The 13,967-nt window shown below is 62.3% G+C and carries 10 protein-coding genes and 4 tRNA genes; 7 read left to right on the top strand and 7 right to left on the bottom strand.

Features of this window, described 5'->3' with window-relative positions; genetic code table 11:
* The first annotated feature begins 4 nt into the window (after window positions 1-4).
* From BFX80_RS16520 to BFX80_RS16505, 4 genes are all read left to right on the top strand, one after another.
* Window positions 5-79, top strand: a tRNA-Gln gene (locus BFX80_RS16520).
* A gap of 49 nt (window positions 80-128) precedes the next feature.
* Window positions 129-204 (top strand) — tRNA-Thr (locus BFX80_RS16515).
* Between the two features lie 77 nt (window positions 205-281).
* Window positions 282-357 (top strand) — tRNA-Phe (locus BFX80_RS16510).
* Window positions 358-360: 3 nt separating this feature from the next.
* A tRNA-Gln gene (locus BFX80_RS16505) sits at window positions 361-435 on the top strand.
* A 111-nt stretch (window positions 436-546) separates the two neighbouring features.
* Here the strand turns inward: BFX80_RS16505 and BFX80_RS16500 are convergent.
* The 4 genes from BFX80_RS16500 to BFX80_RS16485 form a co-directional block, all read right to left on the bottom strand.
* A complete protein-coding gene (locus BFX80_RS16500) occupies window positions 547-1,494 on the bottom strand; it encodes a sigma-54 interaction domain-containing protein (protein WP_167593062.1) in 948 nt (315 codons plus the stop codon).
* 483 nt (window positions 1,495-1,977) lie between these two features.
* Complete coding sequence (locus tag BFX80_RS16495; RefSeq protein WP_084209460.1) at window positions 1,978-2,364, bottom strand: hypothetical protein; 387 nt, start codon at window positions 2,362-2,364, stop codon at window positions 1,978-1,980.
* Between the two features lie 117 nt (window positions 2,365-2,481).
* Window positions 2,482-3,339, bottom strand: coding sequence for a hypothetical protein (locus tag BFX80_RS18040; protein WP_084209459.1), 858 nt, complete (start codon window positions 3,337-3,339; stop codon window positions 2,482-2,484).
* Between the two features lie 25 nt (window positions 3,340-3,364).
* The gene (locus BFX80_RS16485; protein WP_077378566.1) at window positions 3,365-4,318 is read right to left on the bottom strand and encodes a CsgG/HfaB family protein; all 954 of its coding nucleotides are present in this window, start codon (window positions 4,316-4,318) and stop codon (window positions 3,365-3,367) included.
* Window positions 4,319-4,874: 556 nt separating this feature from the next.
* Between BFX80_RS16485 and thpD the strand changes: the two genes are divergently transcribed.
* Together thpD and BFX80_RS16475 are read left to right on the top strand one after the other, a co-directional pair.
* Complete coding sequence (gene thpD, locus BFX80_RS16480; protein WP_308457347.1) at window positions 4,875-5,981, top strand: ectoine hydroxylase; 1,107 nt, start codon at window positions 4,875-4,877, stop codon at window positions 5,979-5,981.
* A gap of 218 nt (window positions 5,982-6,199) precedes the next feature.
* Window positions 6,200-6,934: a fumarylacetoacetate hydrolase family protein gene (locus BFX80_RS16475; protein ID WP_077378569.1), complete on the top strand. Its 735-nt coding sequence runs from the start codon at window positions 6,200-6,202 to the stop codon at window positions 6,932-6,934.
* A 209-nt stretch (window positions 6,935-7,143) separates the two neighbouring features.
* Here the strand turns inward: BFX80_RS16475 and speA are convergent, their stop codons facing one another.
* From speA to BFX80_RS16460, 3 genes are all read right to left on the bottom strand, one after another.
* Window positions 7,144-9,042, bottom strand: coding sequence for a biosynthetic arginine decarboxylase (speA, locus tag BFX80_RS16470; RefSeq protein ID WP_077378572.1), 1,899 nt, complete (start codon window positions 9,040-9,042; stop codon window positions 7,144-7,146).
* Between the two features lie 163 nt (window positions 9,043-9,205).
* Window positions 9,206-10,168, bottom strand: a complete 963-nt coding sequence (locus tag BFX80_RS16465) for a homoserine kinase (protein WP_084209458.1) — start codon at window positions 10,166-10,168, stop codon at window positions 9,206-9,208.
* A gap of 205 nt (window positions 10,169-10,373) precedes the next feature.
* Window positions 10,374-10,703 (bottom strand): DUF2782 domain-containing protein, encoded by a 330-nt coding sequence (locus tag BFX80_RS16460; protein WP_084209457.1) that lies wholly within the window; start codon window positions 10,701-10,703, stop codon window positions 10,374-10,376.
* Between the two features lie 343 nt (window positions 10,704-11,046).
* Between BFX80_RS16460 and polA the strand changes: the two genes are divergently transcribed.
* A complete protein-coding gene (gene polA, locus BFX80_RS16455; protein WP_084209456.1) occupies window positions 11,047-13,935 on the top strand; it encodes a DNA polymerase I in 2,889 nt (962 codons plus the stop codon).
* Window positions 13,936-13,967: the final 32 nt, after the last annotated feature.

The raw sequence follows: 13,967 nt of genomic DNA, 5'->3' as shown, positions 1-13,967 counted from the left end.
GTGTTGGGGTATAGCCAAGTGGTAAGGCACCGGTTTTTGGTATCGGCATTCCCAGGTTCGAGTCCTGGTACCCCAGCCAGCTGACATGCAGTAACGTAGTAAGAAGACTCATATCATGAGTTCTTTGTGCCGGCTTAGCTCAGTTGGTAGAGCAACTGACTTGTAATCAGTAGGTCGAGGGTTCGACTCCTTTAGCCGGCACCATCTTCAGGCTTCTGTAGATGAACGAAGAACGCAGGATATCGAAGTCGCCCAGGCGGCTTTTTTTGTGTCTTCCGGTCGGCCAGATAGCTCAGTTGGTAGAGCAGGGGATTGAAAATCCCCGTGTCGGCGGTTCGATTCCGTCTCTGGCCACCAAATTGGGGTATAGCCAAGTGGTAAGGCACCGGTTTTTGGTATCGGCATTCCCAGGTTCGAGTCCTGGTACCCCAGCCAATTCTGGCTAGCAGATGAAGTCGCAGGATGAATTCGGCAGCCAACAGAAAAGCCACCCTCCGGGGTGGCTTTTTTGCGTCTGGCGTCTGCTCGCCTTGCGTCTTTCGGCGCTCAATGCGCGGCGGATGAGCCGGGGTGATGGGCCTGCCAGCTGAGGCGTTTGCGATAGATGGTCGATGGGGCGATTTCCAGAATGGCAGCGGCACGCGGAATGCTGCCATCGCATGCCGCTATCACCGTCTCGATGGCATCCCGCTCCACCATCCACAGCGGGCGCTGCCAGAGGCCCTGGTTCTCGGCGCCGGGTGGTGCGTGCTCGAGTCTCTCGTGTGAGCCGCCGTGTGCTGGCAGGTCCAGCATGGCGGCCGTGAGACTCTCGCCCTCGTGGAGGATGATGGCGCGGCGCAGGGTGTTTTCCAGCTCGCGCACGTTGCCCGGCCAATCGTGGGCCAGCAGCGCCTGCTCCGCGCAGGCGCTCAGGCTGGTGAAATGCTTGCCTTCGTGGCTGGCCATGCGACTCAGCAAGCCGTTGGCGATCTCGAGAATGTCACTTCCGCGCTCGCGCAGGGGCGGCACCTTGAGCGGGATGACGTGCAGGCGGTAGAAGAGGTCTTCGCGGAAGCGATGGGTCTCCACCAGCTGACGCGGGTCCTGATGCGTGGCGCAGACGATACGGCAGTTGACCTCGACCGTGCGTGTCGCGCCCACGGGCATCACCTGGCCGGTCTGCAGAAAGCGCAACAGCTTGCTCTGCAGTGGCAAGGGCAGTTCGGCGATCTCATCCAGGAACAGCGTCCCGCCATCCGCTGCCACGGCCAGGCCCTGCTGGGCACTGACGGCACCGGTAAAGGCGCCACGCACATGCCCAAACAGCTGTGATTCCAATAGCTCCGCCGGGATGGCAGCACAGTTGACGGCGATGAAAGGGCCTTCGCGTACCGGGCTGTGGCGGTGGATGGCAGTGGCGCATAGCTCCTTGCCGCTGCCGCTTTCGCCGGTGATGAAGATGGGGGCGTCCGAATGGGCGACCTGTATGAGGGTGCGATAGAGGGTCTGCATGGACGATGAGCCTCCGATGAACCCCTCAAAACCGTTAGGCCGGCCTGTCGGTAGAGACTTCACCCGTGCGGGGGAGTCGACAGTCAGATTCAACGCAGTGGTGATCGGCGTAGCCTGATGGTGAGCCTTCAGTGCGGTCATGAGTGATGTTCCCTTGCTGCTGGACCCCTGTCAGCAGCTCGTAGAGCATCGCTGCAGGAGCATAATTGTCGGGCTGCTTCTGGTGACAGCCTCTCGGAAGGACACACGCTCCCCAAGCGTTGAGTCTTCGTCATGCGGGTTGTTGCGCGTCCTTTTCCAAGCTTACTCAAACGTGAGAGATGATCATGGCGGCTTTTAGTGGGTTTTTTCCGCTGCGCGCGAGGGTCAGATATCTCATCCCACCCGTTGGCATGATGACCAACTCTCTCCTCACGTTTGACACGTGAGTCTGATGTTCTCAAGTGCCCTGCCTGGGCCGTCACGCCTTGCCCGGGCGGGGCATCATGGGGCTTCGTCCTCTTCATCATCCGCATTGTTGTGGGTGATGGTGAAATCCGTTGACGACGTCTGCGAGCTGCCATCGGCGGACTGGTCCGCCGTGCTGTCGATGGTGCCGGTAGAGCCGTCACTCAGGGTCTGTTCAATCTGCTGCCAGTTGCCGATCGAGGTACTGCTGCCGGTATTGAGCGTGTATGCGCCGATATTGGTCTCGGACCCTTCCCCCAGGCTGCCGGCCTTCTTGCTCTCGTAGAGGATCAGCGCGGTTTCTGCACTGCGCGCCGGGAAGTCGTAAGGGAAGGGGCCCATCAACGAGTTGGCGCTGGCGCTACCGGCCAGCAGGAACCCCGCGCCCACGACTCCCAGGCTGATACGTGTGAAAGCATTCATGTCTTGCTCCTTTCGGTCTGTGAAAGATGCAGTGTCTGATGCGTGAGACGTCTGATGTCAGCAGGTGCTGAAACACACGCGGGTTGCCCCGCGTGTGTTGATCAGGCTGTCGCTGGATTATTGCGGGCCGACATTGATGGAGACGTTGTTGCCCACTGAGGTCGCAGCATTGTTGATGACCGGGCCCTCGAAGCTGCCCACTGGAGGCAAGCCGAGCATGACATTGGTCACTGAAGCCGTGGAGGTCACATCGGCAAGGCTGAACTGGGTGTTGTCGGCAATCAGCGCGGTATCAAGACCAGTTGTGTCCTGGGTGACCGACAGGTTGTTGCCTACCGAGGTCGCGGCATTATCCACACTCAGGTTGAGGATGTTGTCCACAGTGGCCACTGAGTCGATGTTCGCTTTCTGGAAATAGCCCCCTGCCAGGAATTGCTCGTTATGCAGATTGACCATGGCATCGCTCTCGATGGAGGCATTGTTGCCGACTGAGGTCGCCGCATTTTCCAGGCTTTCCAGACGTGTGATATCAGCATTCACGACGGGGTCGGTGGTGGTGGTAGTGATATAGCCAATGGCCCCTGCGCCTGCGCCTGCGATGGCACCGGCACCGGCATTTGCACTAGAGCCAAACCAGCCGCCATAGGAGCTGGCCCCTGCACCTGCGGCTGCTCCTGCAGCTGCGCCCACGCCAATCCCGACTTCGGTGGTGGTTTCACCGGGGCCAGAGCCGTAACTGATGTCACTGACGACGGCTTCCGAGCTGACATCCCCGATCTGCTTCTGGAAGTTCTCCACCATCACCAGGCCGCCCGGATCTTCGATCGTCGGATCGATATGGGCTCCCACCTTGATGTGCGTGTCAACGTGGCCATGCCATTTCCAATGGACATTGTCGAAGGCTTGCGCCTGACTTGCCATCATCACACCACTTACGAGACCGATGGCGACTGCGAGCTTATTATAGGTAGTCATTGTCATGTTCCTCATGAATGTTGACTTATTGTGCTGCGCTGGATGCTGCCGATGTTTCTGTTGCAGGTGCCTCTGTTGCGGGTGCTTCTCTCAACGGTGTTGCGACTGCTGCGGTACTGCCTGATGCCGTATTGGCTGCGGCCACTTGCTGCGTGTTGCCGTCTTTCGCTGCAACATGCTGTCCCGGGTGAAGTTCACATTCCTGCCCCGCAGGTACAGGAAGTCCCAGGCCTTCAGTCAGGAGTTGGTAGGCGCCCATCTCCACGACTGATCTCACGCCCAGCTGCAGTGGTTCATTGCGCACTGCGCCGGAATCAAACTCGACCAGCTGATTGCCGAAGAAGCGATAGATGCCGGCTTCGACTTCGTAACCCACCACCTGCTTCTGCAGGCTGGTGACATAGACGGTGCGGAAGGTGCGGATGTCGACCATGCGCAGGTCCAGGCCCACATTGATCACGGCGGTCCGCAATCCGGCCCCGATTCCGCTGACGAACAGGCGAGTGCCACCACTGGAAATGTTGTAATTGAGCTCAGTGAGGGCACCGAGTACCACGAAGTGCGAGGGGAGGACGGCCAGCTTGCGTGGTGCATAGGCCATGGCCTTGTTCTCGTAAAGTTGCTGCTCGGCCAGCGGGACGCGAACATCAAGACGCTCTGTCAGGTGAACCTTGCGAGTCTTGTAGAGCGCGCTGATCAACATTTCCGAGACACCCTGAGTGACGGCGGCGCTTTCGGTTACTGTCGAATAGCTGCGTTGCCCTGTCTTGTCAGTGATTTGCCCGACGGCGATAACTGGCAGGTTTGTCGCGCCTGAAATACGGCTCAATGAGGCAAGACATTCACTGTAAGGCGTATTGTTTGAGGTGACTGGCGGCCCGACGACTGGCTCGACATTATCGAATTTCGGCTCGACTGCGGCGCAGCCCCCCAGCACTGTGGCCATGCAAGCGGCCAGACAAATCCGTGGCTTGAACATGCTGGAAGTTCCCCTGGTGTGACGCATTGTCCTGCGCCGTTCTTGTACTCTGATATGTGTCTATCAGTTGTGATGCCGTGTCTTTACAGGGGCATTAAGTGTGCCAACTAAATTCACAATAGTTCACAACAACTTACGCTTATTGTCTGGTGATCATTCGCGATGCGATTTGCAAAAGGCGAAGCGTATTGGGGTGAATTGTCAGGAGTCCATGACAAGGAATGAGGCGATATATGAGGCATGATGTCTTTCATGCATGAGGCGCGTGGCCACCGCGTGAATGATGAAATGATCTATCGGGGTGACTGAGGAATCTTGTCATCCGTGAGACACAGGAGGTCTCATGTTTTCGCGAGAACGGTGATGGCGGGGGTAGTGCGCGATTGAATGGTCTTTTAACGAACTCGGGGATCAGGCGTCTGTGATTAATTCATGATTCATGGGGTTGAAGTCTGTGTCATGGCCCATAGGTGGGACAGTGCGGCCAAGCCGCAGGAATAGAACGCCGGATTCCTCTTTCCTCAATGCAAGCCATTGATGCCTTAAGGAGAGCAAGATGACAGCTTCACGCCACATGACCTCGTACAACGCCACCGCTGCGCTTTCGTCCAAGCAGCGCCACCACCACGAGATGGACGGCAGCAACGCCAGCGATGGCGCAGAGTCCTCCAATCAGCGTCTGGGTGTTCGTCAGGTCGATGCCGATCGCGATCAGGCGCCGGAAGCCTATCTGGACAAGTCAGGCAGCGACCGAGGCTCCTCCCACTCGCGCGACGCCTACCCGACGCGTCTGAGCCAGCCACCGCAGCACCTGTGGCAGAAGCGCCGCGAGCCCGTCGTGCACTCGCGCGCCGATGAGGGGCCGCTGGGGGCTGAGCAACTCAAGCGGTTCGAGCGCGATGGCTTCCTGTTCGAGCCGGAATTCCTGGCCCCGCAAGAAGTCGAGACGCTCAAGGCCGAACTGGCTGCGCTGCTGGAGCAGGAAGATCTCCAGGGTCGTGATTTCACCATCACCGAGCCCAAGAGCCGCGAGATCCGCTCCATCTTCGCCGTTCACTTCCTGTCGGAGCGCTTCCGCCAGCTTGCCGAAGACCCGCGCCTGATGGATCGCGCGCGCCAGATTCTGGGTGGCGATGTCTATGTCCACCAGTCGCGCATCAACTACAAGCCGGGCTTCGAGGGCAAGGGCTTCAACTGGCACTCGGACTTCGAGACCTGGCACGCCGAGGATGGCATGCCGGAAATGCGTGCGGTCAGCGCCTCGATCATCCTGAATGACAATCACCACTTCAACGGCCCGCTGATGCTGATCCCCGGCTCGCACGAAGTCTTCGTGCACTGCCTGGGCGAGACGCCGGAAGACAATCACAAGTCTTCGCTGCAGGCACAGGAAGTCGGTGTGCCCTCGCGCGAAGCGCTGCGAGAGCTGGTCGCCCAGCGTGGCATTGAGGCGCCCACCGGTGCCGCGGGTGGTCTGCTGATGTTTGACTGCAACACCTTGCACGGCTCCAACGCCAACATGTCGCCGGACCCGCGCAGCAACGCCTTCTTCGTCTACAACCGCGTCGACAATGCCATGCAGGCGCCGTTCGCGGCCTCTCGTCCGCGCCCTGAATTTCTGGCCCACCGTGCCGATGGTGGCTGGGATGAACTGGAAAAATGAGCCGCGCGTGACAGACCGCCAGCGTGAGCAAGCGAAAGGAAAGACCGAAAGGCTGAGCAGGCCAGTGGACTGAACTGCACAACCCGGGGTTGCGTTCAGGCGGCGAAATCTCGGACGTTGGTGTGGTAGTGGCAAGCCGGCGGGGCGGCGTAAGATTGAGACATCTCTCATCGATCATCTCTCATTGATCATCCATCACGCCCCGACAGGAGTTCTGCATGCCGCTTGCTCAGCGTTTTACCCCACGTTTCAGCGATGGTCGTGTCTTTGCCCATGATCTCGGCAAGGTGGTGTGCGTGGGGCGCAATTATGCTGCCCACGCCGCGGAGCTCGGCAATGAAGTGCCCAGCGAGCCGTTGCTGTTCATCAAGCCCGCCACCAGCGTGGTGCCCATGGACAAGCCGCTGCCGCTCTCGAAGCGACGTGGCCAGTACCATTACGAGGCCGAGCTTGCGCTGCTGATCGGCAAGCCACTGTGCGAGGCGAGTGAAGACGAGGCGCTGGAGGCATTGGCCGGCATGGGGCTGGCGCTGGATCTCACCCTGCGTGAGCGTCAGAGCAAGCTCAAGGCCAAGGGCCAGCCGTGGGAACTGGCCAAGGCCTTTGACGGCAGCTGTCCTCTGTCCTCCTTCGTCGCGCTGGAAGGCCCGCGCTGGCGTGATGGCGAAGGCGCACTGCATGATGTCGATTTCCAGGCACTGCAGTATCGTTTCGCCATCGACGGCGAGCAGCGTCAGCAGGCGGATACCCGTCTGATGCTGTTCCCTGTCGCGCGGCTGCTCAGCGAGATCAGCCACAGCTTCACGCTGCTGCCCGGCGACGTGGTGCTGACCGGCACGCCGGAGGGCGTTGGTGAGCTGAATCCGGATCAGGCGCTGGCACTGGCGCTGGATGCCCCGGATGGCAGCGGCGAGCTGCTGCGTGTCGAGACACGCACGCGCGGCGTGGCATGATGCCTGGGTCTGTCTCGAGCCTTGACGTGAGTTGGCTCTGAGGCAGCCCTGAGCGAGTTCACAGCAGCCCTGAGCGTGTTGACCGCAGCCCTGAGCGAGTTGAGACAGAAAAGCCCCTGCCGGGATTCCGGCAGGGGCTTTTGCTGTCTGGGCTGCTGCTTTCCGGGCTCGAATCTCTGAAGCAGAGATCAGCTCAATGACGGAAGGGCTCAGCTCTCCAGGTAGGTATATCCTTCCAGACCTGCCTTCAGGTCCTCGAGCAGGTCTGCCTGTTCCAGCGCGTTCAGATTGGATGACTTGAGCTGACGCGCGAGGCGGGCCGCCAGCTGATCCGGGTCGAAGTTCACGTAGCGCAGCACCTGCGCCACGCTATCGCCCTGGATGGCATGGGAAAGCTGCCATTGGCCCTCGTCGTCGAGGCTGGCATCCACGGAATCGGTATCGCCGAACAGATTGTGCAGGTCGCCGAGGATCTCCTGATAGGCGCCGACCATGAAGAAGCCGAGCAGCTTCTCTTCCTCGGCATGCCATTCCGGCAGCGGCAGGGTGGCGTCCAGGCCCTGGTCATCCACATAGGTGTCGATGCGGCCATCACTGTCGCAGGTGATGTCCTGAATCACGCCACGCCGGGTCGGCGCGCGGTCGAGACCGGTCAGCGGCAGAATCGGGAAGATCTGCTCGATGCCCCAGATGTCCGGCAGTGACTGGAACAGCGAGAAATTGACGAACAGCTTGTCGGCCAGCTTCTCGTTGAGCTCATCGAGCACCGCGCGGTGCGAACGCTGGCGCGCATCGAGGCGCCCGGCGAGACTGCGACACACGTTGGTGTAGATGGCCTCGGCCTCGGCACGGATGGCGATGCTCGCCAGCCCCATCACGAAGCGCTCCTGCACCTGATGCTGGGCATGCACCACGGCGTGGTAGATCTCCACCAGCTCACGTGGCTCGAGCGCACCTTCCAGACGCGCGGCTTGTGTCCACAGCGCGGCGATCTGCAGATCATCCTCACGTGGCGTGGGCAGCGGCAGGTCGACACGCTCCTCGCCGATCACGTCCGTCACCAGCACGGCGTGGTGAGCGGTCAGGGCACGACCGGATTCTGAGATGATGTGCGGATGCGGCAGATCATGCGCCTCGCACACCGCGTGGAACGCCCCGACCACATAGTCGGCGTATTCACGCATCGAGTAGTTGAGCGAGCAGGCGCTTTCCGAGCGCGTGCCTTCGTAGTCCACGCCCAGGCCACCGCCGACATCGACGATTTCCACGCCGGCACCGGCTTCATGCAGCCCCTGATAGAAGCGCGCGCACTCGGCCAGGCCGCGCTGGATGTCGCTGATGTCCGCGATCTGCGAGCCGAGGTGGAAGTGGACCAGCTTGAGGCAGTCCAGCGCATCCACTTCGCGCAGGCGCTCGACCAGCGCGACGATCTGGCTCGCCGTCAGGCCGAATTTCGACTTCTCGCCGCCGGTGTTCTGCCAGTTGCCCTTGCCGATGGTGGCCAGGCGCGCGCGCAGACCGATGCGCGGCCGCACACCGAGACGTTCAGCTTCTTCCAGTACCAGTTCCAGCTCGCTGGCCTTCTCGACCACCAGGTGCACGCGGTGGCCGAGCTTCTCGCCCATCAGCGCCAGACGCACGTACTCGCGGTCCTTGTAGCCGTTGCAGACGATGACCGACGGGCCATTGTCCGACAGCGCCAGCACGGCGAGCAGTTCCGGCTTGCTGCCGGCTTCCAGGCCGACACGCCCGCGCGAGCGTTCGCTGGTCGCCAGCAGTTCCTCGACCACGCGGCGCTGCTGGTTGACCTTGATCGGATAGACGGCGGTGTAGCTGGCGCCATAGCCGCGTGAGCTGATGGCGGCATCGAAGGCGGCGCACAGCTGCTCGACCCGGTCATGCAGGATATCGGCGAAGCGGATCAGCAGCGGCAGTCGCAGGCCCTGGGCGCGGGCCTTGTCGATCAGCGAGATCAGCGGCAGCGCAGGCGTACCCGGTTCGCCATGGGGGCGCACCAGCGTCAGGCCATCCTGGCCCACGTCGAAATAGCCGCTGCCCCACTGGTCAATGTTGTAGGTGCGGCGTGCTTCGGCTGCAAAGGAGGTCATCGCGGTCTCCGGAGATGGACGGCGTGAAGGCAAGCCCGGCGGTGCTCAGCGGTGTGGGCAGCGTCGGAGAAGACAATGGCGCCCGCACGGATGCGGGCGCTCAGGGGGCGCATTATGCCTGCTGGGGAGGCGCAGGCAATCGCTTTGCCACTTGCGTGGGCATTCAGGCCGGCTGGGTGGCGTCGGGCAGCGGCAGGGCGCCTTCCTCGATGCGCCGGCCCAGCAGCTGGCGATACTGTGCCGGGTCCTTCGGCGTCAGGCTGTGAGCGGGCGGGTCCACGTAGACCACCAGCAGGCGTGACAGCCAGTAGCGCAGCGCGGTCATGCGCAGCATGCTCGGCCACAGGCGGCGTTCGTCAGCGTTCATCGGGCGCTCGGCCAGATAGGCGCTGAGCAGGGCGTCATAACGCGCCTGATCCAGACGGCCATCGTCATTGGAGCACCAGTCATTGACCAGAATCGACAGATCGAAGATCAGGTCGCCGGTGCAGCCATTGTAGAAGTCGATGATGCCGCCGAGGCGATCGCCGTCAAACAGGGTGTTGTCGCGGAACAGATCCCCGTGCAGCGCGCCCTGTGGCAGGTCGACGCCACTGAAGACGTCTTCGCAGACATCGATCTCGTCGGCCATCAGTGCCTGGTCTTCCGGGCTCAGATAGGCCAGCACCTTGTGGTGCATCGGCTTGATCCAATGCAGGTCACGGGTGTTGGGGCGCTGGCCGGTGAAGTGCTGCGAGACGGCGTGCATGCGCCCCAGCGCCGCACCGATCTCGCGGCACTGGGCGACATTGGGCGAGACGGGCCACTTGCCCGGCATGCGCGGAAACAGCAACGCCGGCTTGCCTGCCAGCGTCTTGAGCGCCTGACCTTCGCGGTCATGCAGCGGGCCGGGCACCGGCAGCTGGTGGCCGGCGAGGAAGTCGAGCAGCTCGACGAAGAAGGGCAGTTCCTCATGCTCGCCCTGCTCGAACAGGGTCAGCACCATCTCGCGGCGGTCGGTGGTGACGAAGAAGGTCGAGTTCTCGGTGCCGTGGGCGACATCTTCAAGCGATGTCAGCGTGCCTGCATCGTACTCTGCCAGAAATTCTGCGACCTGAGCCTCGCTCAGGGGGGTAAAGACTGCCATGGGTGACTCTTCTCGCCGAAATGTGTCCGCCCCATCAGTGGCGCGCCGCTGGACGGACGCGGCGGCAATGCGCTGACAGGAGTTGTTGTCGGTAGGCAGGAGGGAGACCGTCATGCCCGGGCCGAGCGCAAGGGGTGCGTCCGGTCCGGGCATGATGCCCGTCACTGCCGGGTCAGGTGCCGCGTGACCCGCAATGCCGAGCTTATCACTTTTTCCGCGCCCAGCCGGGCACCTTGAGCTGACTGGCCTGCGATACGCTGGAACGGGTGAAGTTGCCGTTGCCATCACTGTCGAGCAGGAAGAAGGGCGTGCCCCCCTTGGGGATGATCTCGATGGCGTACAGATGGCCATTGACGCGGTATTCGCGCAGCTGGCGGTCATCCTGCTGACGGCTGGTGACCTGTGGCTTGGGGGCATCACTCTCGGCCACGGCCAGCGGGGCGCCCAGCGCGGTGATGACCAGCAGCAGAGCACTCGCCAGCAGCGTGGGCAGGCGCAGCGTCGGGTGCGGAGCAATCGAAGCAGTCGTGCGCATGGCATTCCTCCTTTAACACGTGAGCCTTCATCGCAGGGAGACTGGCGACAAGGCCCCGTACACAAAAGTCCTGAGCGCAAAGATTCTGTGCGCAAGCGTGCGGAGGGCAAGCGAATCGGCGATGGCCAGAAACCTTGCCTGATGGGCGCAGTCTACGACTCTTGTCAGCCGCGTGCACGATTTCACTGCCCCTGGGAGCTGCCCGAAAGCCGGTCCATGCCCGCGGCGTGACTGTGCCTCGCCGCAGCCCTTGCGTATCATGACAGCCATTGATGCCGAGAGAGTTTCGGCCCCGACTCTGCTTGCCCCAAGCTCACCCTTCAGCCTACGGATGCGACTGCTCATGGCCGCCACGCCGATCGTTCTCGTCGATGGATCTTCCTACCTCTATCGTGCCTTTCATGCCCTGCCGCCGCTGACCACCTCCAAGGGCCTGCCCACCGGCGCGGTGAAGGGCGTGATCAACATGCTCAAGAGCCTGATCCGCCAGTATCCGGACAGCCCCATGGCGGTGGTGTTCGACGCCAAGGGCAAGACCTTCCGTGATGACATGTACCCCGAGTACAAGGCCCAGCGTCCGCCGATGCCCGATGACCTGCGCCTGCAGGTCGAGCCGCTGCATGCCTGCGTACGCGCGCTGGGTCTACCGCTATTGTGCGTGGAAGGTGTCGAGGCCGATGACGTCATCGGAACTCTTGCGCGACTGGCCACCGAGGCCGGGCGTGACGCCGTCATCTCCACCGGCGACAAGGACATGGCTCAGCTGGTGAATGAGCACATCACGCTGGTCAACACCATGAAGAACGAGACGCTGGACGTGGACGGCGTCACCGAGAAGTTCGGCATTCCGCCCAACCTGATCATCGACTTCCTCGCGTTGATGGGCGACAAGGTCGACAACATTCCCGGCGTGCCGGGTGTGGGCGAGAAGACCGCGCTGGGCCTGCTGCAGGGCATGGGCGGCGGTCTCGACACCATCTACGGTGACCTCGATCGCATCAAGACGCTCAGCTTCCGCGGCGCCAAGACGCTGGCCAAGAAGATGGAAGCGCACCGCGAGGATGCCTATCTCTCCTATCGTCTCGCCACCATCAAGCTGGACTGCGAGCTGGAGCATGGCCTGGATGACCTCGCGATCGCCGCGCCGGATACCGCCGCGCTGGTCGAGCTCTACAAGGAGATGGAGTTCCGCGCCTGGCTGAAGGAGCTGCTGGAAGGCGGTGACATGGCCGCCACCCCGCACGCCGATGAGAAGGACAGCGGTGTCGCCGGCGGTGATCTGTTCGGCGACAGCATCGCGCCCGTCGCGGAGAAGGCCTCCGGCAAGGGCAAGACCGCCGCTGCACCGACGCCTGAGCTGGATGGGGCGGGTGACGAGGACGAGATGCCCGAGGCGCTGCCGCCGCGTGAGGAGCGCAACTACCGCGCCATCACCGAGCAGGCCGAGCTGGACGCGTGGCTGGAGCGTGTGCGCAGCAGCACCTCGCTGTGCTTCGACCTCGAGACCACCAGCCTCAACTACATGGAAGCCGAGATCGTCGGCATCGGCATGGCGCTGGAAGTCGGCGAGGCCGTCTACATTCCCGTCGCCCACAGCTATCTGGATGCCCCCGCGCAGCTGGACCGCAAGGCCGTGCTGGAGGCGCTGACGCCGATTCTGGCCGATGGTGCCATCACCAAGATCGGCCAGAACCTCAAGTACGACATCGAGGTGCTGGCGCGCTATGACATCGCGGTGGCCGGTCCGCTGGCCGACACCATGCTGATGTCCTACGTGCTCAACTCCACCGCGACCCGTCACGACATGGACTCGCTGGCGCTCAAGTACCTGGGCGAGAGCACCATCAGCTTCACCGACATTGCCGGCAAGGGCGCCAAGCAGCTGACGTTTGACCAGATCGCGCTGGAAGAGGCGATGCCCTACGCCTGCGAGGATGTCGACATCACCCTGCGCCTCGCCGCGCTGCTGATGCCGCGCATCGAGAAACTGGGGCGTCTAGGCGAGGTGCTGCGTGATTACGAATACCCGTTGATTCCGGTGCTGGCGCGCATCGAGCGCAACGGCGTCGCGATCGACCCCGAGCGCCTGCACGCCCAGACCCGTGAGCTGACCGAGCAGATCCACGACATCGAGAAGCAGGCCTTTGAGCTGGCGGGCCGCGAGTTCAATCTCTCCTCGCCCAAGCAGCTGGGCGAGATCCTCTTCGAGGAGCAGAAGCTGCCGGTCAAGAAGAAGACCCCCAAGGGCGCGCCGTCCACCGCCGAAGCCGTGCTCGAGGAGCTGGCGCTGGACTACCCGCTGCCCAAGCTGATCATGCGCCATCGCGGCATGACCAAGCTCAAGAGCACCTACACCGACAAGCTGCCGCAGCTGGTCAACCCGACCACGCGTCGCCTGCACACCAGCTACCATCAGGCCGTCACCGCGACGGGTCGTCTGTCGTCGTCTGATCCGAACCTGCAGAACATCCCGGTGCGCAGTGAAGAGGGCCGTCGCATTCGTCAGGCCTTCATCGCACGCCTCGGCTATCGCATCGTCGCGGCGGATTACTCGCAGATCGAGCTGCGCATCATGGCGCACCTCTCCGGTGACAAGGGGCTGCTCTCGGCCTTCGCCGACAACCGTGACGTGCACGCCGCCACCGCCGCGGAAGTCTTCGGTACCGAGGAATCACGTGTCAGCAGTGACCAGCGTCGCAGCGCCAAGGCCATCAACTTCGGGCTGATCTACGGCATGTCCGCCTGGGGCCTCTCGCGTCAGCTGGATATCGACCCTGGCCAGGCCAAGACCTACATCGAGCGCTACTTCGAGCGCTATCCGGGCGTCGCCACCTACATGGAAGACACTCGCCACCTCGCCGCCGAGCAGGGCTATGTCGAGACCATCTTCGGCCGTCGTCTCTACCTGCCGGAAATCGGCTCGCGCAATCACGCGCGTCGCAGTGCTGCCGAACGCACCGCCATCAACGCCCCGATGCAAGGCAGCGCCGCCGACATCATCAAGCGCGCCATGATCGACGTGGACGCCTGGCTGGCGGGCAATGACGGTGACAAGGCGTATGACGCCATGATGGTCATGCAGGTACACGATGAACTTGTCTTCGAAGTCGCCGAAGCGCAGGTCGAAGACTTCATGAAAGACGTCGCGCAGCGCATGCAGAACGCCGCCTCTCTCGATGTCCCGCTGCTCGTCGAAGTCGAGCAAGGCGACAACTGGGAAGAAGCACATTAAATATATGTGCTTCACAACCCCTCCTGCGTAGT

The sequence above is a fragment of the Cobetia marina genome (assembly GCF_001720485.1).
Lineage (GTDB): Bacteria > Pseudomonadota > Gammaproteobacteria > Pseudomonadales > Halomonadaceae > Cobetia > Cobetia marina.
The sequence above is the reverse complement of the archived record's forward strand: the minus strand, read 5'-3'. Positions and strand labels throughout refer to the sequence as shown.